The sequence below is a fragment of the Micromonospora tulbaghiae genome (assembly GCF_900091605.1).
GTDB lineage: Bacteria > Actinomycetota > Actinomycetes > Mycobacteriales > Micromonosporaceae > Micromonospora > Micromonospora tulbaghiae.
Genome location: NZ_FMCQ01000004.1, coordinates 144,026 through 166,251, shown reverse-complemented (window position 1 = coordinate 166,251; position 22,226 = coordinate 144,026). Strand labels below are relative to the sequence as shown.

Genomic DNA, 22,226 nt, shown 5'->3' with positions numbered 1-22,226 from the left:
CGCGGACTTAGGGCACGCTGAGTGCATTGGGGGAGGGTGATCGCATGCCGGAAGCGCCGATCCGTGGCGACGGCTTTACGATCCAGCAGCTGTTTAACCAGTTCCAGTTCCGGCTCGACCCCTACCAGCGGGAGTACAGTTGGGCCCGCGAAGACGTGAAGATGCTCATCGATGATTTGACCGGCCACTTCATTGAGGACTGGACTCCGGGCGACGATCGTCGTGAGGTTCGGCATTACCGCCCGTACTTTCTCGGACCATTCGTCTACTACCGCGATGACGACCTCGCCGCCTTGGTCGACGGCCAGCAACGTATCACGACGCTTCACCTTCTATTGCTGCAGCTTCGCCGGCTTGCGATCGATGCTGACCGACCGGAGTATCAGAACGACCTCGCCGCCCTGGAGCCCTTGATCGCTGGCACCTCGTACGGAGAGCGGGCCTATGCCATCCGCTCTGAGAAGCGAACTCCTGTGCTGGAAGCGATATTTGAGGACAAGCCCTACGTGCCACCGGCTGATGCTGGGCCCTCGGTGGAGAACCTGTACAAGCGAAGCCAAGAGTTGTACGAGTTGCTCCCGGAGGCCATCCGGGATGAGGCGCTCCCACTCTTCATCCATTGGCTACTGAATCGGGTATGCCTCGTTGGCATCAATGCCAACGATCGCCGACAGGGCTGGGAGATCTTCGAGACGATGAATGATCGGGGCGTGCAACTCGGCCCCGCAGATCTTCTGAAAAGCTTCCTGCTTCGAAAGGCCAGCAACCGGGACAACCTGCCGCGACTCGGCGATGCATGGGGTCGCGTCCTGACTCGGATTGACAATCGCGCCCCTCAGGCGGCGGCCAAATTCTTGCAGTCGCTGTTGATCGGCCGTCATGCCCAAAATGAGGATGAGGCGGCGGACATCTCGGTGTCCTTTCATGGATGGGTGCAGGAGCACCACGCCAGCCGCATGGGCCTCATCAATGCACCGGACTTCGCTCGCTTCATCGAACGTGACTTGGTTAAGCTATCGACCCGATATGCAACGCTGAAGGCGGCCTCTGCCACTCTCGAAGCAGGTTTGGAACCGGTCTTCTACAACGCAAAGAACGAAATTGACCAGATGCCATTTTTGATGGCGGCGATCGACCCGGACGACACAGAGGCTCAGTTCAGGGACAAGGTGTTCCTTGTTGCCGCCTATCTCGATTTGGTCTTCGTGCGTATGGCCGTCAACAACCGTCTTACTAAACTAGGCGGAGTCGAGGCGGATCGCATACCCGTCCTACTCGACCTGCGGTCGACCCGAGACGTCGACGGTGTAGCCAAGGCACTTGGACGTCGGATCGCTCTGCTTGACGTCGATTTCACCGGGGTCAAGGGCTACGGTCTCCGTGCGGACAACCGGCCTCAGGTCAGATACCTGCTGGCCCGCTTGACTGCATTCGTGGAGACCGAGAGCGGTCGACCCAACGAGATGCCGCGATACTTGGACAAGGATGAACCCTTCGAGATCGAGCATATTTGGGCGAACAAGTTCGAGCGCCATCAGCCGGAGGTGAAGACGGAAGCGGCCTTCCGTGTCGCTCGAAACCGGGTGGGAGCGCTTCTGCTGCTAAGGAAGTCGCACAACGCAAGTTACCAGGATGCCCCGTACGAACAGAAAGTCGAGTGGTACCGCGGCCAGAACCATCTTGCCGCATCGCTGCATGCGGCCACGCATCAGCGGAACAAGCCGTTTACAGCAGGGTTTATCAAGAAGCATGAATTGGGTCGGCTTTTCCGCCCAATGCCCAATTTCGGTCGAACGGAGATTGAGGTCCGACAGCAGCTCTACGAGCGGCTGTGTGAACTCATCTGGAACCCAGGAGATCTTGGCTTCATCCTGCCGCCCGGAATGAGAGCGACGGCTGTCGAAGCCAGCCAGGCGGAGTTGGCTATGCCTGTCCGGCAAGTGCCGTCCCGGGCCGCGAGGCGCACCCGCGCCCACTTCGGTGGTGTAACGGTCGCCCGACTTGTCGCCGCCGGTGCACTAACCGTTGGCGAGCAGCTGCATTTGACCTACAAGCGGGTTTCGCACACGGCGCGAATTAACCAGGCGGGTAATATTCAGCTGGATAGCGGCGAGGTATTTGAATCCCCATCTCCTGCCGGTTCGACAGTCACCGGTAAGTCAACAATGAATGGCTGGAGCGCGTGGAAGGTGCGTCGGGGTGGCAACCTGACGCCTCTCTTCGATATCCGCGCGGATGCGTTAAGGCGAGGTCTCCTGGAGGAAATCGGACGGGCGGAGGGCGTAAACTAACTCCGCTGCTGTGAGTTTGAAGACCAATGACGTTGCCGCGAGCGAATTGAACGCTCCGTAGCCATGACGGTTATGGACGGCTGCGAAGGCCGCCGTAGTGGCCGAGCTGGCAAGGGCCGGCGGCTTCCAATCAGGAATCGCCGGCCTTCGCGTTCCTGACTGTGTACGTCGCGCGGCAGACCCACGGTCTGTTGATCGCGAACATGCGCCACCCGGAGGAGTGGGTGTTGGTGACGGCAATCTCCCGCCCCCGCTGAGTTCGGCCCGGTGAACTCGCTGTCGATTGAAGCTTATTGCGGGCTGGCGGGGACGCCTTGCCCTGCTCGGTCACGCGACAGGGCGTGAAATGCTTCCCCGCCGGGGGGCGGCAACTTTTTTCGGCCCGTCGCGCGAGCACTTTAGGAGGTTTAGCGGGCTCGACCTCACGGCAACGGCGGCGAGCGCAAGGGCGCCCAGCCGACGAAGCGGGCGAACAGCGCTTGCGGGCTCGGGGCCTCGTGCGGGTTGAGGCGATGCAGCTCCTGAGCTGCGTCGTAAAGCTGCCCGCACAGATAGACCGACAGGGCGAGGCGGTCACCCGCGTACTCGGTCAGCAGCGCCAGCCGGGCCTCCGCGCACGGCCACGGGTGAGCGCAGCGCTTGCAGATCCAGAGTGGACGCATCGGTAGATGCGGACGGGTGCCGGTGCTCACGCCGGCACCTGTGGCCGGGCGGCGATCCGAACACGGTGCCCAAAGGCCGCCCCCTGCCCGGCACCGGCATTGAGCCAGCGCAGCCCGGCGAGCCGCACGAACAGCTCTCGCTTGGCGACCGCGACGCCCTTGCCGTTCAACTCGTACGCCTCGATCCACGCCCAACCGTCGTACGGGTGGCGCTCGGCGATCTCCCGAATGACGCGCACCGTGATCGGGCGGCAGAACTGCACGCTCGCCGCGCGGCCGAGGCGCAGGAGGTCGCCCGCCTTGATCGGTCGAGTGTTTGTCGGCGTGGTCGGCGGTGCGCCGGCACGCCTCGCCTTCGGCCTGTCGTCGGGCATGAGTTCTCCCCCTTGGGATATCGGCGGCATCAACCTGTGCCCCACCTTGCCGACGGCTACCGGACCAATACACAGCGTTGTCGTATGGTGTCGGGGTGTCCTGGACGTCCATAGGGGAGGAAGGATGAATCACGCACTCCAGGTGGCGATGACCGAAGCTGGCGAAACGGCAGAGAGCCTCGCAGCTCAGACCGGTGTGGATCCGAAGACGGCGGCTCGTTGGATCTCTCCGGGACGCGTTCCGCAACCCCGCCGACGTGCGCAGGTGGCGGCGCTCCTCGGGCGGGACGTCGGGGACCTTTGGCCCGATGTCCTCAAGCGCCGTGAGCCGCCGTGGCTGCGTGAGTGGGTCGACTGGGAGCGGGACGCCGTGTCGATCCGCTGGTTCGAGCACACCTGGGTGCCCGGACTGTTGCAGACGGAGGCGTACGCGCGGGCCACGCTCAGGGGTGAGGCGCTGACCTCGGCGGAGATCGATGAGCTGGTCGCCTCGCGGCTCGAACGACAGGCGATCCTCCGTCGGGACCGCCCGCCCCTGGTCGTCGCGGTCATCTTCGAGGGTGTGCTGCATCAGTCGGCCTACGGCGACCGCGAGCTGATGCGAGAGCAGCTTGAGCACCTGCTCCGCTGCGCAGCCCTGCCCGGTGTGCAGCTACACCTCGTGCCGAGGGACATCGGCATGTATCCGGGGCTCGGTGGTGGCTTCATCCTCGCCGAACTGCCCGCCGGCGAACATGTCGCGCACGTCGACAGTCAGGCGTCCGCGCAGCTCCTAAATGAGGCTGCGGCCATTGCTACGCTCAGCCGTAGATGGGAGCGCATCAGAGGCGACTCCCTTTCCCGAACCCAGTCACTAGACCTGATCAGGGAAGCGGCGAGAGCATGGACATGACCGGTGCGCGATGGCGCAAGAGCACAAAGAGCGCTGATGGGTCCTTCCTCAGCCTCGCCTGCGCCCTCATCTGCTGGCGCCAACTCCAACGCACCCAAAGTTAGGAGTTCTAAAGATCGAGCCGGGGGAACCTTGGCCTTCGAGCCAGCAGCATGGCAGCGCTTCGTCAGTCTGGCCAAGGTCATCGGCGCGAGCGAGCGCCGATGACACCAGCACCGACGCTGGCTGAGGATCTCGATGCCGAACTGGCCCGGAGGGGTATGGCCGTCTCTGCCCAGGGCTGCGCTCGCGCACGGAAGCAACGCGTTCAGGTGGAGCAGCAGTGGCCGCCCGGCCGCCGAGTGATGCTGCGCGAGCGTTCGCGTCAAGCAGCGCAGGAGATGTGGACCCAGCCCTGACTGCCGAGTTGATCTGATTGCTGAAGAGGCGCCGTCACGTCCACGTGTCGTTGTGGCGGCGGGCCGGCGGCCCCTCTCCGGGAACCGCCGGCCGGCGTCTTCTCAGCGGTGCCCGTTGCTCGGCCGCCCCCACGGACCGGTGATCGCGAACACGTAACCCGGCGACTGGATGTTGGCGAACAGCGTCTTCCCGTCCGCGCTGAACGTCGGCCCGGTGAACTCGCTGTCGTTGAGGTCGTTGCGGGCCAGCGGGTACGCCCTGCCCTGCTCGGTGACGCCGACCAGGTGCGACACGCCCTCGCCGTCCTCGGCCAGGATCACCCCGCCGTACGGCGAGACGGTGATGTTGTCCGGCCCGTCGTAGTTGCCGTGGTCGGCCTCCGGGTCGGTGTTCACCCCGAAGATGGTCTTCAGCGTGATCGTCTGCCGGCGCGGGTCGTAGAACCACACCTGGCCGTCGTGCTCGTTCGCGCTCCCGTCGTCGTGGCGGGCGTAGCTGGCCACGAAGTACGCGCCGCCGTCGCCCCACCAGGCGCCCTCCAGCTTGCGGCTGCGCGTCACCTCGGCGTCGGTGAACTGCTTGCGGACCGACACGGTCCGCGCGTCGCGGTCCGGCACCTCGACCCACTCCACCCGATACCGGGTGCCCGGGGTGGTGGCCTCGGACAGGTCGGCCACGTGCGCGTCGCCACGCAGGCAGCGCATCGCGGCGAGGCTCCCGGCGGTGCCGCCGTCGGGCCGCTGGGCCAGCGCCCGCAGCGCGCCCTTGCCGGCCCGGAAGCCGGGCGGCGGCGTCCACCGGAAGTACAGGCCGTTGGGCCCGCTCGCGTCCTCGGTCAGGTAGATCGAGTGGGTGTACGGGTCGACCGCGACCGCCTCGTGGGAGTACCGGCCGAGGAACGTCAGCGGCACCGGGTCGGTGTTGGCGGACGGGTCGTGCGGGTCGACCTCGAAGACGTACCCGTGGTCCTTCAGATACCGCCCACCGGCCCGCTGCTCGGTCTCCTCGCAGGTCAACCACGTGCCCCACGGGGTGATGCCACCGGCGCAGTTGTTGTGCGTGCCGGCCACGCCGACGTACTCGCGCAGCCGCCGCCCGTGCCGGTCCACCTCGATGGTGGTGGTGCCGCCGCGGGCGCCCGGGTCGTAGGTGAGGCCTGGTAGCGCCGGCACCGGGTACGGCTCGTCGCCGCCGATCTCGTGGTTGTTCACCAGCACCGAGCCGTGCGGGCCGCGGAAGCAGCCGGTGCCGTCCGCGTCGCTCGGGGTGGGCTGCCCGGACTCCAGCAGCGTCGCGCCGGCCTGCGCGACGACGGTGTACGAGAAGCCGGGCGGCAGCGCCAGCAGGCCCGCCGGGTCCGGCACCAGGTCGCCGTAGCCGACTGCGGGGCGGCACGCGGGCCGGGCCGCGGCCGGTCCGGCGATGGCCTCCAGGCTGCCGGCCACCACGATGCCGAGTCCGCCGGCCGCGCCGCCGCGCAGCAGGGACCGCCGGGAGAGAGGTGAGGTGGTCACGTCGTCGCCTTCCTGTGCGCACGGTTCGCTGAGGGAAGGCAAGCCGGGCCGGGGGAACGGTGGGCGGTGCTCCCGCCCGACGCCGGGTGAACAGTGGACGAATCCCCGGTGCGGAGCGCCCCGTGCCGGTGCGGCGCGCGTCCGTTAGGGTTCCCCTCGATCGCAAACGTCGGAGGGCGGACGGTGGGCAGACTCGCGGCGGCGTACCGGCAGGCGGTCGATCGGCATCGACGGGCGGTGCGGCACTGGGAGGCGGCCCGGCGGCTGCTGGGCGCCGCCGGCCCGGCGCCCGTGGGCAGCCCCGAGCTGGTCGCGCGGCTGGCCCGCCTCGGCGGTCAGCTGGCCGCCGCGGTGCCCGGCACGGCCCGCGTCGCGACCCACCCCGTTCCGGTACGCCTCGGCGCGGCGACCACAGTCGACGGCGCGTTCCCGGTGCTCGTGCCGGTCGGGGCGGGCGCGCACCTGGCGGTCGACGTGGACGCCCGCGACCCGCGCGTCGGCGAGCTGCTGCGGGCGGTGGTGGTACGGCTGTTGACCGCCGCCCCGGCCGGCGCCATCCGGGTGGCCGGCATCGACCAGGCCGCCTTCGGCGCGGCTTTCCTGCCGCTGCGCCCGCTGCACGACGCCGGGGTGCTCGCCGCGACGGCGACCACCGAGGCGGAGACGACGGCCCTGCTCGACCTGGCCGAGCGGCACGCCCGTACCGCCCAGCGGTCCGCGCCGGAGGACCGCGAGCTGCTGGTGGTGGTCGCCGCGTCCGCGCCACCGCCCCGGGAACTCGCCCGCCTGGCCGCGCTCACCCACGCCGGCCCGGCCGCTGCGGTCTGCGTGCTGCTGGCCGGCCACCCACCGGCCGGGCCGACCGCCGCGCCGCCGCTGGGCGCCACCACCCAGCTGCGCGTCACCGAGCGGTACACGCTCGTCGGCGACCCGCCCGGGCGCCCCTTCAGCACCGACGGCAGCGGGCTGGCCGCGCCCGTGGTGCTCGACGGCGACCCGTCGCACGCCACGGTGACCGCGCTGGCCCGCCGGTACGCCGAGGCCGCCGGCCAGGACAACGTCACGTTCGCCGACCTGCTGCCCGCGCAGCGCTGGGCCGGGTCCGCCGCCTCCGGGCTGCGTACCGCGCTCGGCCGGGCCGGCCGCCGGCCGCTGAGCGTGGCGTTCGACGACGCCACCCCGCACTGGCTGATCGGCGGGCGGACCGGCGCCGGCAAGACGGTCCTGCTGCTGGACGTGCTCTACGGGCTGGCCGCCCGCTACTCCCCGGCCGAGCTGCGGCTGATGCTGCTCGACTTCAAGGAGGGCGTCAGCTTCACCGAGTTCGTGCCCACCGACCGTGACCCGTCCTGGCTGCCGCACGCCGACGCGGTCGGCATCGAATCCGACCGCGAGTACGGCGTGGCGGTGCTGCGCGAGCTGCGCGCCGAGCTGGGCCGCCGCGCCGACCTGCTGAAGCGGCACGGCGTCAGCCGGCTGGCCGACCTGCCGCCGAACGCCCGGCCGCCCCGGATCGTCACAGTCGTCGACGAGTTCCACGTGCTGTTCGCCGGCAACGACGCGCTGGCCCGGCAGGCGGTCGACCTGATCGAGGAACTGGCCCGCAAGGGCCGCTCGTACGGCCTGCACATGGTGCTGGCGAGCCAGAGCACCACCGGGATCGAGGCGCTGTACGGCCGGGCCGAGGCGATCTTCGGGCAGTTCCCGCTGCGGATCGCGCTGCCCGGCGGCGACGCCGTGCTGGATCCCCGCAACGACGCTGCACGCGGACTCACAGTCGGCGCCGCCGTGGTGAACACCGGCGCGGGCGGGCCCGGCTCGGACGTGGAGGTGCGGTTCCCCGACGCGCACGCCGCCTCGGCCGACCTCGCCGCCCTGCGCCACGAGCTGCACGCGGCCCGCCCCGCCGGGTCGCGCCCGCCTGCCGTCTTCCGGGGACACGAGACGCCCCGGCTCACCGACGACCCCGCCTGGACGGCGCTGGCACCGGGCGCCGACCCGCCGCACGCGCTCGTCGGCCGCGTGGTCGACGTCCCCGGCAGCCCGGCCGGGTTCGCGCTCGACGCCAGCCCCGGCCGGCACCTGGCAGTGGTCGGCACCTCGGCGGCCGGCGCGGACGTGCTCCGGTCGGCCACCCTGTCCCTGGCCCGCCAGCACGCCCCCGGCACCGCCCGGTTCCTGTTCGCGCCGCTTGCGCCGGGCACCACCGACGCCGCCGACGACCTGGCCATGACGCTGGCCGCCGCCGGGCACCCGGTCCGGCGCCTGGACGCCGGTGCGCTGCGCGCCCAGCTCGCCGAGACCGTAACCGGTGACGACCCGGCGACCGGGCGCACCTACCTGGTGGTGTTCGGGATGGACGCCGCCGCCACGACGCTCGCCGCCTCCGACCCGGCGACGTTCCGCTCCGGGTACGACGACCTGCGCGCCGTGCTGCGCCAGGGCCCCGCGCGCGGCGTGCACGTGCTCGGCTGGTGGCGCGGGCTGCGCCGGCTCGCCGACGACCTCGGCGGCAGCGGGCACCGCGACGACGTGACCGGCCTGGTCGCGCTCAACGTCCCCGCCGCCGACCTGGGCCTGCACCTCGGCGTGCACGACCTGGCGTACGTCCCGCGCGAGGGCCGCGCCCTGCTCGTTGACCGGCACGAGCACCGCACCGCGCTGATCGTGCCGTTCGCCGCCGGGGGAGACGTTCCATGAGTGGATTCGACGAGTACGCGGCGCTGCTGCGGGAGCTGTCCACCCGGCAGCGGGGCGGGGAGCGGGAAATCGCCGCCGAGGCGGAGCGCCGCCGTGGCCTCCAGAGCGCCGTCGACACGCTCGGGCAGCGTCTCGCCGCCCAGGGGCAGCACCTCGACCGGCTCGGGCAGGCCATCGGCGTGCCGATGACGTCGGTCCCGGCGGAGGCGCCGGCGCCGGCGATGGTGACCGGTGGGGGAGCGCCTGGTCCCGCGCCGGGACCGGGGGACGGGATGCCCGGCGGCGCAGCCGACGCGCCGGGGCGGCCGGACGTCGGGGCGTACCCCTCGGGGGGTGTTCCGGCGCCGCGGGCCGGCGACCCGGCGGCGGAGCTGGCGGCGGCGGGCCGGCTCGTCGAGGAAGCCGACGGGTTCGGGCAGCAGGCCGACGCGCTGGCCCGCACGCCGGTGTTGCTGCCCACCTGGTCCGCGCCGGCGCGGGCGGTGGTGGTGTACGCGGGTTGCGCGCTCGCCGGTTCGCTGCTGATGCTGATCGCGATAGTGGGTTCGTCGCTGCCGGTGACCGGGCTGGACCTGGTGGCGGCGCTGTCCTGCGCGGGCGTGCCACTGCTGTCCTTCGTGGCCGGTCAGGTCGTGCTCGCCCGGTGGGGCCGCCCGGTGGTGGAGGGCGAGGCGCCGCCGGCCGGGCGGTACGTGCCGCTCGGCTTCGTGATCTGCGCGCTGGTCTCCCCGTCCTTCTTCTGCCTCTACCTCCTCCTGTTCCGCCTCCTCCGCTGACCCCCGCCCCCGCCCCCGCCCCCGCCCACCCCGCTCCGTCGATCATGGAGTTGCGGCCCCGAGGGTGCGGCATATGTGGCTTTCGGGTGGGCGGGAAGTGCAAGATCGCGAAGGCGGGGGGCGGGGGTGGGAAGGTAGGCTTCGCGCGGGTGGGTGAGCTGGGGAGGGCGTGTGAGCGCGGCGGAGATCATCGCCAGGCTGGCGGCGGCGGCACAGAAGCTGGACGAGGCCAAGGCGCGCACCGCCGCTGCCGCGCAGGACGCGGCCGAGGCGCGGGCGCTGGTGGCGGGCGCGCTGGAGGGGGCCACGGCGGGCCCACTGATCGGCGTCATCGACTCCTACCGGCAGGCGCTGGCGCAGGCCGCGCAGGGCGGGGAGCCGGCCCGGCAGCACGTGCAGGAGACCATCGCGAAGGTCCAGGCGCTGGGCAACTGAGCCGGTCCGGCATGCCGGTTTGCGCGCAGGGCGCGACAAGGGTTACCGCCGCGTAACTTTTCATTGACGTGTGTGAAATCGGACACGCATCATCGTGTCCACGATCGATCGGATCCCACCCGTCCCCCCGGGCCCGCCCAGGTGCCTCCCCCCGGAGGTGCAGCCCATGCTGCTCCGAACGATCCTGGCCGCCACCACCGCCGCCACCGTCCTGCTCGTCCCGGCCGCCGCCCAGGCCGCCGCCGCGGAACCCGCAGCCCCGTCGACCACGGCCACCGTCGCCACCGCCGCGGAACGGGCCGCCGCCGCCGCCGACCCGGTGATCGTGGTCGGTGGCCTGAGTGGAATCTCCATCGCGTACGAGCCGATCGCCGCCCGGCTGCGCGCCGACGGCTACCGGGTCTCGATCTTCCAGTTGCCGAACCTCGGCCTCGGAGACATCCGCGAGTCCGCCCGGGCGTTGTCGTCCTACGTGGACCGGTTGCGCGCCGCCACCGGCGCGGCCCGCGTCGACCTGGTCGGCCACTCCGAGGGCGGCCTGGTCAGCCGCTGGTACGTCAAGTACCTCGGTGGCGCGGCCACGGTCGACCAGTACGTCAGCCTGGGCAGCCCGCAGTACGGCACCTACGTCGCGAACCTGGTCGCCGTCCTCGGGCTGGGCAGTTGCGCCGGGGTGATCGCCTGTCAGCAGATGACCATCGGGTCGAGCTTCCTGGCCGACCTCAACGCTGGGGACGACACCCCCGGCCCGGTGCGCTGGGCCACCGTGCGCACCTGGCAGGACGAGCTGGTCCGGCCGGTGGACAACGCCCTGCTCGCCGACGGCGCGACGAACATCCTGGTGCAGGCGTGGTGCCCGCTGCGGGTCGTCGGCCACCTGGGGCTGGTGCTGGACGGCACCACGTACACGGCGGTGCGTCAGGTGCTCGCCGGCGCCCCGGTCCAGCCGAACTGCTTCGCTGTCTGACACAGGTGCCCGGGCCCGCCGCCGCGCGGACCCGGGCACGTCCGGCCGGGCCGTCGTGCGTGCCGTCGTTCAGTCCGCTTCCCGTCCCGTGATCAGGTCGGCGGCCCGCCAGGCCAGCGCGGTCACCGGGGCGCTGGTCCAGCCGGCCACCATCACCGGCAGCACCGACGCGTCGACCACCCGCAGCCCGTCGACGCCGCGTACCCGCAGCTCGGGGTCGACCACGTGCTCGTCGCCGGCGCCCATCGCGCAGGTGCCGATGGCGTGGTAGCCGCAGTAGCCGCGCGCCACGGCCGCCTCGACGATCTCCGCGTCGGTCGTGGTCGCCGTCCCGGGCACCGTCTCGGAGCGGATGCGCTTCGCGATCGGGCCGGTGCCGAAGAACTCCCGCATCCGGCGGAACAGGTCCACCGCCACCCGCCGGTCGTGCTCGGTGGTGAGGTAGTTCGCCACGATGGCCGGCGGCGTACGCGGGTCCGCGTCGGTGATCGTCAGGCTGCCCTCGCTGTCCGGCCGCGTGACGGTGCCCAGGCACATCAGGCCCGGCTCCCGTTCCAGTTCGAGGGCCTTGCTGGGCCGTGGCGGGGCGGCCGAGAACGGCGCCATCAGCAGGTGCGCGTCCGGACGTTCCAGCTCCGGGCGGGACTTGAGGTGGGCCGCCACGTCGAGCACCGGCAGGGCGAGCGGGCCGCCCCCGGTGAGCAGCCAGCGCAGCGTCGCCCGGGCCTGCCCGAGCGGGCTGCCGATGGTCATGTTGTGGCCGCCCGGTTCGGCGAGGCGGTACTGGAGCACCATCGACCGGTGCTCGCGCAGCCCGGCGCCGACCCGGGGCCGGTCGAGCAGCACCGGCACCCCAGCCGCGCGCAGCGTGTCCGCCGGACCGATGCCGGAGACCTGCAACAGGTGCGGGGTCGCGAGGGCGCCCGCGGCGAGGATCACCTCGCCTGCTGCCCGGTACTCGGTCTCCCGGCCGCCGTGCGCCACCCGTACGCCGGTGGCCCGGCCGCCCTCGACGAGCACCCGCAGGACGACGGCGCCGACCTCCACGGTCAGGTTGGGCCGGCGCCGCACCGGGTGCAGGAACGCGTCCGCGGTGCTGACCCGGCGTCCGGCGTGGATGGTGGCGGTGGGGTAGCCGATCCGCTCGTCGTCGTGGGCGTCCAGGTCGTCGGTGCGGCGCCAGCCCAGCTCTGCGCCGGTGGCCACCATCTCCTCGGCGAGCGGGTCGGTGCCGGTGGCGATGGACAGCCGCACCGGGCCGCCCGTGCCCCGGTGCGGCGCCGGCCCGAGCGGATGGTCCTCCAACCGCGGGAACACCTGGCGCATTGCCGGCCAGCCCCAGCCCAGCGGTTCGAGGGCGGCCCAGTCGCGGGCCGCGCCGCGGCTCCAGATCATGCCGTTGACCGACGTCGAGCCGCCGATCATCCGCCCGCGCTGCCAGATCTCCTGGCGGCCCGGCCCGGTGGTGGCGGGGTAGTGCCAGGCGGTGCGCTGGTCGTCCATCAGCCGGGAGAACGCCTTCGGCACCCGCACGTACGGGCTGCGGTCCCAGCCGCCCGCCTCCAGCAGAAGCACCCGTGTCCCCGGATCCTCGGTGAGGCGGTTCGCCAGCACGCACCCCGCCGCACCGGCCCCCACGATGACGTAGTCGAACTCCTCCACAGCGGACCCCCACTCGTGAGAATCCCTCTGACAGTAGTTGTTCGATCACATTCCGCGAAAGGGCCGGGCGGCGGAGGTGCGGCGGCCGGCTCAGGTGGCCTTGGCCAGCGCCTCGAACTCGTCGTCGGTCAGCTCCACCTCGGCCGCCGCCACGTTCTCCTCCAGGTGCGCCACCGACGACGTACCCGGGATCGGCAGCATCACCGGCGAGCGGCGCAACAGCCAGGCCAGCGCGAGCTGCGCCGGGCTGGCCCCGTGCGCGGTCGAGATCGCGTCGAGCGGGCCGCCGGGCCGGGCCAGGTTGCCGGTGGCGATCGGGAACCATGGAACGAACGCCAGGTCGTGGCGCTCGCAGTGCTCCAGAACGTCCTCCGCGCCGCGGTCGGCCAGGTTGTAGAGGTTCTGCACGGACACGATCGGCGCGATCGCCCGGGCCGCCTCGATCTGCTCGACGCTGACCTGGGACAGCCCGATGTGCCGGATCTTGCCCTCCTGCCGTAGCAGCGCCAGCTCGCCGAGCTGGTCGGCCAGCGGCACCTTCGCGTCGATGCGGTGCAGCTGGTAGAGCGGGATGCAGTCCAGGCCCAGGTGGCGCAGGCTCAGCTCGCACTGCTGACGCAGGTACTCCGGGCGCCCCACCGGGCGCCAGTCGTCCGGACCGGAGCGGGTCAGCCCGGCCTTCGTCGCGATGACCAGGTCGTCGGCGTACGGGTGCAGCGCCTCACGGATCAGCAGCTCGCTGACGAACGGCCCGTACGAGTCGGCGGTGTCGATGAACGTCACGCCCAGCTCGTACGCGCGGCGCAGCACCCGTACCGCCTCGGCCGGATCCTTGGGGTCGCCCCACACGCCGGGGCCGGTGAGCTGCATCGCCCCGTAGCCGAGGCGGTCGACCGGCAGGTCACCACCGATCCGGTAGCTGCCCGACGCCTTGGCGGGCTGGGTGCTGGTGGCCATTCGCGGTCCTCCTGTGCTCGTTCGTACCTCGCGGGGCGGGACTGCGCCCCGACCCCTGGACATTCCCTGAATCGTGGCGGCGAAGCACTGGTAGTTGCGGCGAGCGGCCCCGGCACACCGGGCCGCCGTGGGAGGCTGGGCGGGACGGTGGTCAGGAGGTGCGCATGGCCGCGACGCCACGGCTCGACTTCGCGCTCGACACGTACGAGTGCATCGTGCTCTACCCCGGCCCTTCGGGGCGGGCCCTGCCGGACGAGACCGTGCAGCGGCTGCAGGCCGAGCACCTCCAGCACATGCGGGCGCTGCAACGGCGCGGCATCGTGCTCGTGGACGGGTCAGTGGACGGCCCGGCCCGGGAACCCGACCCGCCGATCGGTTTCGGCCTGGCCCGGACCGGCTCGGTGGACGACGTCCGCAGCGTCATGGAGGCCGACCCGGCGGTGCAGGCCGGTCTCTACCGCGTCGAGGTGCTCACCTTCCTCTGCCCGGCCGGCTCACTGGAGTTCCCGCTGGTCAAGACGGAGAGCTGAGACTCCCCGCGCGCCCCTGCGGCAGCACCGCCCGCTGCCGCGTACCCAGTGCCCGCCCACGGCCGGACGGCCGGGCGCGGCGGCCCCACAGTGCCCCGGGCCGGCCCGTGGCGGCGAGCGGTACGATTTCTCACCGCGCGGTCGCCGATGCCCGCCACACGACGTTCCGGTGCGGTACGCCTACCGCCCCGCCCACGCGGTTGACGCGCGTCGTTGGACAAATGTTCCGCAGTCCGCAAGGGGTCGGCCGGGAGGCCGACCCGGAGGAGAGACTAGCCTGATGGGCGTGACACGCCGCGTGAAGATCGTCTGTACCCTCGGCCCCGCCACCTCGTCCCCGGAGCGTATCCGGGGACTCGTCGAGGCAGGCATGAACGTGGCGAGGCTCAACTTCAGCCACGGCAGTCACGCCGACCACGAGTCGGTCTACCGGCTGGTCCGCGAGGCGGCCGAGGCGTCCGGCAAGCCGGTCGCGGTGCTCGCCGACCTCCAGGGTCCCAAGATCCGCCTGGGCAAGTTCGCCGACGGCCCGCACGAGTGGCGCACCGGCGACTCCGTCGTGATCACCGGCGACGAAGTGGTGGGCACCAAGGAGCGGGTCTCCTGCACCTACCGCAAGCTGCCCCAGGAGGTGAAGCCGGGCGACCGGCTGCTGATCGACGACGGCCGCGTCGCGGTCGAGGTCAGCGACGTCACCGGCAACGACATCCGGTGCCTGGTCACCGAGGGCGGTCCGGTCTCCAACAACAAGGGCGTCTCGCTGCCGAACGTCGCGGTGAGCGTCCCGGCCCTGTCGGACAAGGACGCCGAGGACCTGCGCTTCGCCCTCGGCCTCGGCGTCGACCTGGTCGCGCTCTCCTTCGTCCGCTCGCCGGAGGACATCAAGCTCGTCCACTCGATCATGGACGAGGAGGGCGTGCGCCGCCCGGTCCTGGCCAAGGTCGAGAAGCCGGAGGCGGTCGACCACCTCGAGGCGATCGTGCTCTCCTTCGACGGGGTCATGGTCGCCCGCGGCGACCTGGGCGTCGAACTGCCGCTGGACCAGGTGCCGCTGGTGCAGAAGCGCGCCGTGCAGCTGTGCCGGGAGAACGCCAAGCCGGTCATCGTCGCCACCCAGATGCTCGACTCGATGATCGAGAACTCCCGCCCGACCCGCGCCGAGGCCTCCGACGTGGCGAACGCGGTGCTCGACGGCGCGGACGCGGTGATGCTCTCCGGCGAGACGAGCGTCGGCAAGTACCCGGTGCTCACGGTCAGCACCATGGCGAAGATCGTCACCACCACCGAGGCCGGCTCGATCGCCGTCCCGCGGTTGCAGCACGACCCGCGTACGCACGGCGGCGCGCTCACCGTCGCCGCCTCGTCGATCGCCCGGGCCATCGGCGCCAAGGCCATGGTCGCGTTCTCGCAGACCGGTGACACAGTCAAGCGGCTGGCCCGGCTGCACTGCGACCTGCCGTTGCTGGCGTTCACGCCGGTGCCGGAGGTGCGCAACCAGCTCGCGCTGTCCTGGGGCGTGGAGACGTTCCTGATGCCGTTCGTCCAGCACACCGACGACATGTTCCGCCAGGTCGACCAGGCGCTGCTCGGCCTCAACCGGGCCAACCCGGGCGACTACGTGGTGATCGTGGCGGGCAGCCCGCCCGGCACCCCGGGCTCCACCAACACGCTGCGCGTGCACCAGCTCGGCTCGCTGGTCGACGCCGCTTCGGCGCGAGCTCTTCAGTGAGCGCGAGGAGTGAGCCGGGTTTGCGAGCCCCGCAGTCGCGAACGAAGGTGACGCAGTGAGTGAAGGCGCGGTGGCGACCGGGCAGGCGGCCGTCGACCAGCTGCTGGAGGTGCTCGACCTCGCCCGTACCGGGGAGATGACCTTCCGTGGGATGAGCCCGCAGGTGGGCCCGCAGCGGGTCTACGGCGGGCAGGTCGCCGGCCAGGCCCTGGTCGCGGCCGGCCGCACCGTCGACGCGGAGCGGGCCGTGCACTCCCTGCACGGCTACTTCGTGCGCCCCGGCGACCCGGCCGAGCCGATCGAGTACCAGGTGGAGAACGTCCGGGACGGCCGGTCCTTCTCGGTACGCCGCTCGGTGGCGTTGCAGCACGACAAGCCGATCTTCTTCATGTCCGCGTCGTTCCAGCGTCAGGAGGAGGGGCTGGACCACCACGCCCCGCTCCCGCCGGACGTACCCGGCCCGGACGACGTGCCGACCATGACCGACCGGCTCTCCCGCTACCCGGAGCGCCTGGGTATCTGGGGGATGATCCCGCGCCCGATCGACGTGCGCTACGTCGGCGAGCCCGGCTGGGTCCGCCCCGGCGACCGCCCGGCCGAACCGCACCAGCGGGTGTGGATGCGCCTGGACGGCAAGCTGCCGGACGATCCGCTGCTGCACGCGTGCGCCCTCACGTACGCCTCCGACCTGACGCTGCTGGACTCGGTGCTCTCGGTGCACGGCGAGGTGTGGGGCCCGGGCGGCGTGGTCGGTGCGAGCCTCGACCACGCGCTGTGGTTCCACAGGTCCTTCCGCGCCGACGAGTGGTTCCTGTACGACTGCTGGAGCCCGTCCGCGTCGGGCGCCCGCGGGCTGGCCACGGGCCGGATGTTCACCACCGACGGCCGGCACATCGCCAGCGCCGTACAGGAGGGGCTGCTGCGGCGCGTCGGCGGCTGACCGCCCGGCCGGTGATCGTCCGGGCGCGGGTCGGGGGGCCGGTCCGCGGGGCAGCGGACTAACCTGGCCGTATGCGTCTCTCCGCCCGGGTCGACTACGCCCTCCGCGCGGCCGCTGAGCTGGCCTCGGTCGCGGACGGAGGGACCACCGGGCGGAGCCGCCCGGTGACCGCCGAACAGATCGCCCGCGCACAGGACATCCCGCCGAAGTTCCTGGAGAGCATCCTGCTGCAGCTGCGGCGGGGCGGCATCGTGCACGCCCAGCGTGGCCCCGAGGGCGGCTACTGGCTGGCCCGGCCAGCCGGGGAGATCTCCCTGGCCGAGGTGATCCGCGTCATCGACGGTCCACTCGCGCATGTGCGCGGGCACCGCCCGGAACAGCTCGGCTACCAGGGTGCGGCCCGCGCGTTGCAGGACGTCTGGATCGCGCTGCGCGCCAGCGAGCGGGAGATCCTCGACCTGGTCACCATCGCCGACGTGGCCGCCGGCGCGCTGCCCGGCCGGGTCAACGAGCTGGCCGCCGACCCGCGCGCCTGGAGCTGACCACACCGTCCGGCGTCTCCTACCAACCGGATGGGGGACTTGACCCGGGACGCCTCCGTGCCGCATTGTCGACCAAGTTGATAGGAGATACCGAAAAGTCAGGGGGCGCTCGTGCGCAAGCTGCTGGTCCTCGCCCTCGTCGGGCTCGCCGCGCAACTCGTCGACGGCGCGCTCGGCATGGCGTACGGGCTGACCTCCTCGACGCTTCTCCTGTTCGCCGGCGTGGCGCCGGCCGCCGCGTCCGCCTCGGTGCACCTGGCCGAGATCGGCACCACGCTCGCCGCGGGCGTCTCGCACTGGCGTTTCGGCAACGTCGACTGGAAGGTGGTCGGCCGGATCGCGCTCCCCGGCGCGATCGGCGCGTTCGCCGGGGCGACGTTCCTCAGCTCCATCTCCACCGAGGCGGCGGCGCCGTGGATGGCCGCCATCCTGTTCACGCTCGGCGCGTACCTGCTGGTGCGGTTCTCCCGGCCGCTGCGGGCAAACCGGGCGGGTGGCCGGCTGCGTAGCCGCTTCCTCGCCCCGCTCGGCCTGGTCGCCGGCTTCGTCGACGCCACCGGCGGCGGTGGCTGGGGTCCGGTCGCCACCCCGGCGCTGCTGGTCTCCGGCCGGATGGAACCCCGTAAGGTCATCGGCTCGGTGGACACCTCCGAGTTCGTGGTGGCCGGCGCGGCGAGCATCGGCTTCCTGATCGGCCTGGGCTCCGAGGGCTTCCTGCTGCCCACTGTGGCCGCGCTCCTGGTCGGTGGCCTGATCGCCGCGCCGATCGCGGCCTGGCTGGTCCGCATCGTCCCCGCCCAGTTGCTCGGCGCCGTGATCGGCGGCGTGATCGTGCTGACCAACGCCCGCACCCTGCTGCGCGCCGGTGACCTGGGCGGCTCGGTGCCGGCGGTGGTGTACGCGCTGCTCGCCACCGCCTGGGTGGTCGCCGTCGGGCTGGCGGTGCGGGCGCTGCGCCGTACCCGCCGGGCCCGGGCCACTGTGGAGTCCGCGCTCGCGGCCGGCTCGGCCGACGCCCCGGTGCCGGTTGCCGCCGGCTCGGTCGACGCCCCGGCGCCGGTTGCCGCCGGTTCGGTGGACGCCTCCGCGCCGGTCGCCGAGCCCGAGGAGCCCCGGCGGCTCGCCACCGCCGTCGAAAAGGGCTGAGCCTCCGGTCTCGCCCACAGCGAGGGCTCTCGGCGCCGCGCTTGTCGGGGCGCGGGCAGATGGCTAAGCTGGCGAAGCGCGGAGCCTAATCACCGACGTCGATATATCGGCGTCGCCCGTCGCATCAGGGCACGTACCTTCCCCGCCGGTCCGGGCAGGCCGGCGTCGTCGCGTGCCTGACCTCCGCGAAAGGCATCCCCGTGCACCCCACCACACCACGCCGCCGGATCGCGCTGCTCGCCGCGGCCTCGGCGGTCACGCTGTTGGCCGGCGCGCTCACCACGATGACGGCCGCCGCGGCGGCCGTCGCCTGCCGGGTCGACTACCGGATCACCAACCAGTGGAGCGGCGGCTTCGGCGCCGACGTGACAGTGACCAACCTCGGCGACCTGGTCGACGGCTGGACCCTCGGCTGGAGCTTCGCCGCCGGCCAGCAGGTCGTCCAGGCGTGGAACGCGACGGTCAGCCAGTCCGGCGCCCAGGTCAGCGCCCGCGACGCCGGTTACAACGCGGCCATCGGCACCGGCGGCACCGCGAACTTCGGCTTCAACGGCTCGTGGAACAACGCGTCGAACCCGGTCCCGGCCGCGTTCACGCTCAACGGCACCGCCTGCACCGGCGCACCGTCCACCACCCCGCCACCGTCGAGCACACCCCCGCCCAGCACGCCGCCACCGAGCACTCCACCGCCGTCCACGCCCCCGCCCACCACGCCGCCGCCGACCACCCCGCCGGCCGGCGGGAAGCAGATGGAGGCCCTGGACCGGGGCCTGGTCAGCGTCCGCTCCGGCAGCGGGAACCTGGTCTCGTGGCGGCTGCTCGGCACCGAGACCACGGGTGTGGCGTTCAACCTCTACCGGGGCGGCACCAAGGTCAACGCCAGCCCGATCACGGGCGCCACCACGTACCTGGACAGCGGCGCGGCGGCCGGATCGGCGTACACCGTGCGGGCCGTGGTGAACGGCGCCGAGCAGGCGGCGTCCGCCCCGGCGCTCCAGTTCGCCAACGGTTACCTGGACGTGCCGATCCAGCCGCCGCCCGGCGGCACCACCCCCGCCGGGGAGGGGTACAGCTACTCGGCGAACGACGCGAGCGTCGGTGACCTCGACGGCGACGGCCGCTACGAGTTCGTGCTCAAGTGGGATCCGTCGAACGCCAAGGACAACTCGCAGTCCGGCTACACCGGCAACGTCTACGTCGACGCGTACACGCTCACCGGCACCCGGCTGTGGCGCATCGACCTCGGCCGCAACATCCGCGCCGGCGCCCACTACACCCAGTTCCAGGTGTACGACTACGACGGCGACGGGGACGCCGAGGTGGCCATGAAGACCGCCGACGGCACCCGCTCCGGCACCGGCCAGGTGATCGGCAACGGCTCGGCCGACCACCGCAACTCCAGCGGCTACGTGCTCGCCGGCCCGGAGTACCTGACCATGTTCGACGGCCGTACCGGCGCGGCCCTGTCCACTGTCGACTACGACCCGCCGCGCGGCACCGTCTCCTCCTGGGGTGACTCGTACGGCAACCGGGTCGACCGGTTCCTCGCCGGCACCGCGTACCTGGACGGGCAGCGCCCCTCGCTGATCATGGCGCGCGGCTACTACACCCGGGCCGTCGTCGCGGCCTGGGACTTCCGCGACGGCACGCTGCGCAAGCGCTGGACGTTCGACTCGAACGCCTCCGGCAACGGCGCCGCCGCCGGCCAGGGCAACCACCAGCTCTCCGTGGCCGACGTGGACAACGACGGCCGCCAGGAGATCGTGTACGGCGCCGCCACCATCGACGACAACGGCCGGCTGCTGTACTCCACCGGCAACGGCCACGGCGACGCCCTGCACGTCGGCGACCTCGACCCCGCCCGTTCGGGCCTGGAGGTGTTCAAGGTCGACGAGGACGGCAGCAAGCCCAGCTCCTGGATGGCCGACGCGCGTACCGGGCAGATCATCTGGCAGACCGCGCCGAACGGCGACAACGGCCGGGGCGTCTCCGCCGACGTCTGGGCGGGCAGCCCGGGGGCTGAATCGTGGTCGTCGGCGGTCGACGGGCTGCTCAACACCCGGGGACAGAACGTCGGGCGCAAGCCGTCGTCGGCGAACTTCCTGATCTGGTGGGACGGTGACCCGGTCCGGGAACTGCTCGACGCCACGAAGATCGACAAGTACGGCACCGGCGGCGAGACCCGTCTCCTCACCGGCAGCGGCGTCGCCTCGAACAACGGCACCAAGTCCACCCCGGCGCTCTCGGCCGACCTGCTCGGTGACTGGCGCGAGGACGTGGTCTGGCGCACCTCCGACAGCACCGCGCTACGGATCTACAGCACGCCGGTCACCACCGGCCTGCGTCTGCCGACGCTGATGCACGACCCGCAGTACCGGGTGGCGGTGGCCTGGCAGAACACCGCCTACAACCAGCCGCCGCACCCGGGCTTCTACCTGGGCGACGGCATGAGCACCCCGCCGGCGCCGAACATCTACCTGCGCTGAAACGGCAGGCACCGGGTCGCCGGCCGCGGAATCCGCTCCGCCGGCGACCCGGTGCACCACACCGCAGCATTCCCGACCCGTCCCGACCGGGAATGCCGTACCACCACCGAGGACAAAGTTATGCGTCCCGCGCGACGGTGCGGTGACGTGGCTATGAAGAGCGTGTTTCAGCCCTCCCGGCGCAGACCGCCCGCCACCTTCTCGGCGATCAGCTCGAACGAGCGGATCCGGTCGGCCACGTCGTACACCATCGTGGTGAGCATCAGCTCGTCCGCGCCGGTGCGCTCCAGCAGCTGACCGAGCTGCCGGGCAACCGTCTCCGGCGAGCCGGTCGCCTGGCCGTCGCGGCGCTGGGCCACGAACTCCCGCTCGAACTCGGAGTACGGGTACGCCGCCGCCTCCTCGGGCGTGACGAGCGGCTCCGGCCGCCCCGACCGCAGCTTCAGGAACGACAGCCCGGCCGGCCCGGCCAGCCACTCGGCCTGCTCGTCGGTCTCCGCGCAGACCGCGTTCACCGCCACCATCGCGTACGGCCGGTCCAGCCACTGCGACGGCCGGAAGTTCTGCCGGTAGAGCTGCAACGCCGGAATCGTGTTCTGCGAACTGAAGTGGTGCGCGAACGAGAACGGCAGCCCGAGCAGACCGGCCAGCTGCGCGCTGAACCCGCTGGACCCGAGCAGCCACACCTGTGGCGACTGCCCCCGGCCCGGCGTCGCGGTGATCGGGCCCGGCTCGGCGCCGGAGAAGTAGTTCATCAGGTCGGCCAGCTCGCGCGGGAAGTGCTCGGCGGACAGGCCCTCCATGGTGCGGCGCAGCGCCAGCGCGGTCACCTGGTCGGTGCCGGGCGCCCGGCCGATGCCCAGGTCGATCCGGCCCGGGTGCAGCGCCTCCAGCGTGCCGAACTGCTCGGCCACCACCAGCGGCGCGTGGTTGGGCAGCATCACGCCGCCCGAACCGAGCCGGATCGTGCTGGTGTTCGCCGCCAGGTGCGCGAGCAGCACCGCCGGCGCGGAACTCGCGATGGCGGGCATGTTGTGGTGCTCGGCCACCCAGAACCGGCGGTAGCCCAGCTCCTCGGTGCGGCGGGCCAGCTCCGTGGTGTACCGCAGCGCCTCACCGGCACTGCCGGTAGCCGCCACCGGGGCAAGATCAAGAACAGACATGGGTACGTCGATCACAGAGAGGTGCAACCCGCGACGTGCCGGAATTGTTCCGCCGGGTGCG

Annotated in this window: 19 protein-coding genes; 13 read left to right on the top strand and 6 right to left on the bottom strand. The window is 71.9% G+C overall.

Translation table 11 applies throughout. From position 1 onward, the window contains the following. Window positions 1-44 precede the first annotated feature (44 nt). Window positions 45-2,291, top strand: coding sequence for a GmrSD restriction endonuclease domain-containing protein (locus GA0070562_RS13525; protein WP_091420616.1), 2,247 nt, complete (start codon window positions 45-47; stop codon window positions 2,289-2,291). 422 nt (window positions 2,292-2,713) lie between these two features. Here GA0070562_RS13525 and GA0070562_RS13520 read toward each other — a convergent pair whose 3' ends face one another. Both GA0070562_RS13520 and GA0070562_RS30665 read right to left on the bottom strand, forming a co-directional pair. Next, window positions 2,714-2,953, bottom strand: coding sequence for a hypothetical protein (locus GA0070562_RS13520; RefSeq protein WP_073831037.1), 240 nt, complete (start codon window positions 2,951-2,953; stop codon window positions 2,714-2,716). A 26-nt stretch (window positions 2,954-2,979) separates the two neighbouring features. After that, a complete protein-coding gene (locus tag GA0070562_RS30665; protein ID WP_254663793.1) occupies window positions 2,980-3,327 on the bottom strand; it encodes a hypothetical protein in 348 nt (115 codons plus the stop codon). A 124-nt stretch (window positions 3,328-3,451) separates the two neighbouring features. Between GA0070562_RS30665 and GA0070562_RS13510 the strand changes: the two genes are divergently transcribed. Together GA0070562_RS13510 and GA0070562_RS13505 are read left to right on the top strand one after the other, a co-directional pair. Further along, window positions 3,452-4,219, top strand: a complete 768-nt coding sequence (locus tag GA0070562_RS13510) for a DUF5753 domain-containing protein (protein WP_091420611.1) — start codon at window positions 3,452-3,454, stop codon at window positions 4,217-4,219. A gap of 36 nt (window positions 4,220-4,255) precedes the next feature. After that, on the top strand, window positions 4,256-4,426 hold the full coding sequence (locus GA0070562_RS13505) for a DUF397 domain-containing protein (protein ID WP_091420609.1): 171 nt from the start codon (window positions 4,256-4,258) through the stop codon (window positions 4,424-4,426). Between the two features lie 293 nt (window positions 4,427-4,719). On the opposite strand, the gene GA0070562_RS13500 is transcribed toward GA0070562_RS13505, so the two are convergent. Beyond that, the gene (locus tag GA0070562_RS13500) at window positions 4,720-6,132 is read right to left on the bottom strand and encodes an alkaline phosphatase PhoX (RefSeq protein ID WP_091420606.1); all 1,413 of its coding nucleotides are present in this window, start codon (window positions 6,130-6,132) and stop codon (window positions 4,720-4,722) included. Window positions 6,133-6,315: 183 nt separating this feature from the next. Here GA0070562_RS13500 and GA0070562_RS13495 point away from each other — a divergent pair, with 183 nt between their 5' ends. The 4 genes from GA0070562_RS13495 (at window position 6,316) to GA0070562_RS13480 (ending at window position 11,010) form a co-directional block, all read left to right on the top strand. Next, window positions 6,316-8,832, top strand: coding sequence for an FtsK/SpoIIIE domain-containing protein (locus tag GA0070562_RS13495; RefSeq protein ID WP_091420603.1), 2,517 nt, complete (start codon window positions 6,316-6,318; stop codon window positions 8,830-8,832). After that, entirely contained in the window at window positions 8,829-9,608 is a 780-nt protein-coding gene (locus tag GA0070562_RS13490) for a hypothetical protein (protein WP_091420600.1), read from the top strand. Before GA0070562_RS13495 ends, GA0070562_RS13490 begins: the two co-directional genes overlap by 4 nt. Window positions 9,609-9,779: 171 nt before the next feature. Continuing rightward, window positions 9,780-10,043: a DUF6244 family protein gene (locus GA0070562_RS13485; protein WP_013287536.1), complete on the top strand. Its 264-nt coding sequence runs from the start codon at window positions 9,780-9,782 to the stop codon at window positions 10,041-10,043. A 166-nt stretch (window positions 10,044-10,209) separates the two neighbouring features. Beyond that, window positions 10,210-11,010 (top strand): lipase family alpha/beta hydrolase, encoded by an 801-nt coding sequence (locus GA0070562_RS13480; RefSeq protein WP_091420597.1) that lies wholly within the window; start codon window positions 10,210-10,212, stop codon window positions 11,008-11,010. A 69-nt stretch (window positions 11,011-11,079) separates the two neighbouring features. Here the strand turns inward: GA0070562_RS13480 and GA0070562_RS13475 are convergent, their stop codons facing one another. Together GA0070562_RS13475 and GA0070562_RS13470 are read right to left on the bottom strand one after the other, a co-directional pair. Continuing rightward, window positions 11,080-12,672, bottom strand: a complete 1,593-nt coding sequence (locus GA0070562_RS13475) for a GMC family oxidoreductase (RefSeq protein WP_091420594.1) — start codon at window positions 12,670-12,672, stop codon at window positions 11,080-11,082. 90 nt (window positions 12,673-12,762) lie between these two features. Further along, window positions 12,763-13,629, bottom strand: coding sequence for an aldo/keto reductase (locus GA0070562_RS13470; protein ID WP_091420590.1), 867 nt, complete (start codon window positions 13,627-13,629; stop codon window positions 12,763-12,765). Between the two features lie 164 nt (window positions 13,630-13,793). Here GA0070562_RS13470 and GA0070562_RS13465 point away from each other — a divergent pair, with 164 nt between their 5' ends. The 6 genes from GA0070562_RS13465 (at window position 13,794) to GA0070562_RS13440 (ending at window position 21,002) form a co-directional block, all read left to right on the top strand. After that, window positions 13,794-14,159 (top strand): YciI family protein, encoded by a 366-nt coding sequence (locus tag GA0070562_RS13465; protein WP_013287532.1) that lies wholly within the window; start codon window positions 13,794-13,796, stop codon window positions 14,157-14,159. Window positions 14,160-14,439: 280 nt separating this feature from the next. Then, the gene (pyk, locus tag GA0070562_RS13460; RefSeq protein WP_091420586.1) at window positions 14,440-15,888 is read left to right on the top strand and encodes a pyruvate kinase; all 1,449 of its coding nucleotides are present in this window, start codon (window positions 14,440-14,442) and stop codon (window positions 15,886-15,888) included. 70 nt (window positions 15,889-15,958) lie between these two features. Continuing rightward, complete coding sequence (locus GA0070562_RS13455) at window positions 15,959-16,828, top strand: acyl-CoA thioesterase (RefSeq protein WP_013287530.1); 870 nt, start codon at window positions 15,959-15,961, stop codon at window positions 16,826-16,828. 71 nt (window positions 16,829-16,899) lie between these two features. Continuing rightward, on the top strand, window positions 16,900-17,370 hold the full coding sequence (locus GA0070562_RS13450; protein ID WP_091420583.1) for an RrF2 family transcriptional regulator: 471 nt from the start codon (window positions 16,900-16,902) through the stop codon (window positions 17,368-17,370). A 111-nt stretch (window positions 17,371-17,481) separates the two neighbouring features. After that, on the top strand, window positions 17,482-18,516 hold the full coding sequence (locus GA0070562_RS13445; RefSeq protein ID WP_091420579.1) for a sulfite exporter TauE/SafE family protein: 1,035 nt from the start codon (window positions 17,482-17,484) through the stop codon (window positions 18,514-18,516). A 200-nt stretch (window positions 18,517-18,716) separates the two neighbouring features. Next, on the top strand, window positions 18,717-21,002 hold the full coding sequence (locus tag GA0070562_RS13440) for a rhamnogalacturonan lyase family protein (RefSeq protein ID WP_091420575.1): 2,286 nt from the start codon (window positions 18,717-18,719) through the stop codon (window positions 21,000-21,002). 167 nt (window positions 21,003-21,169) lie between these two features. Here GA0070562_RS13440 and GA0070562_RS13435 read toward each other — a convergent pair whose 3' ends face one another. Then, window positions 21,170-22,192, bottom strand: a complete 1,023-nt coding sequence (locus GA0070562_RS13435; protein ID WP_091420571.1) for an LLM class flavin-dependent oxidoreductase — start codon at window positions 22,190-22,192, stop codon at window positions 21,170-21,172. Window positions 22,193-22,226: the final 34 nt, after the last annotated feature.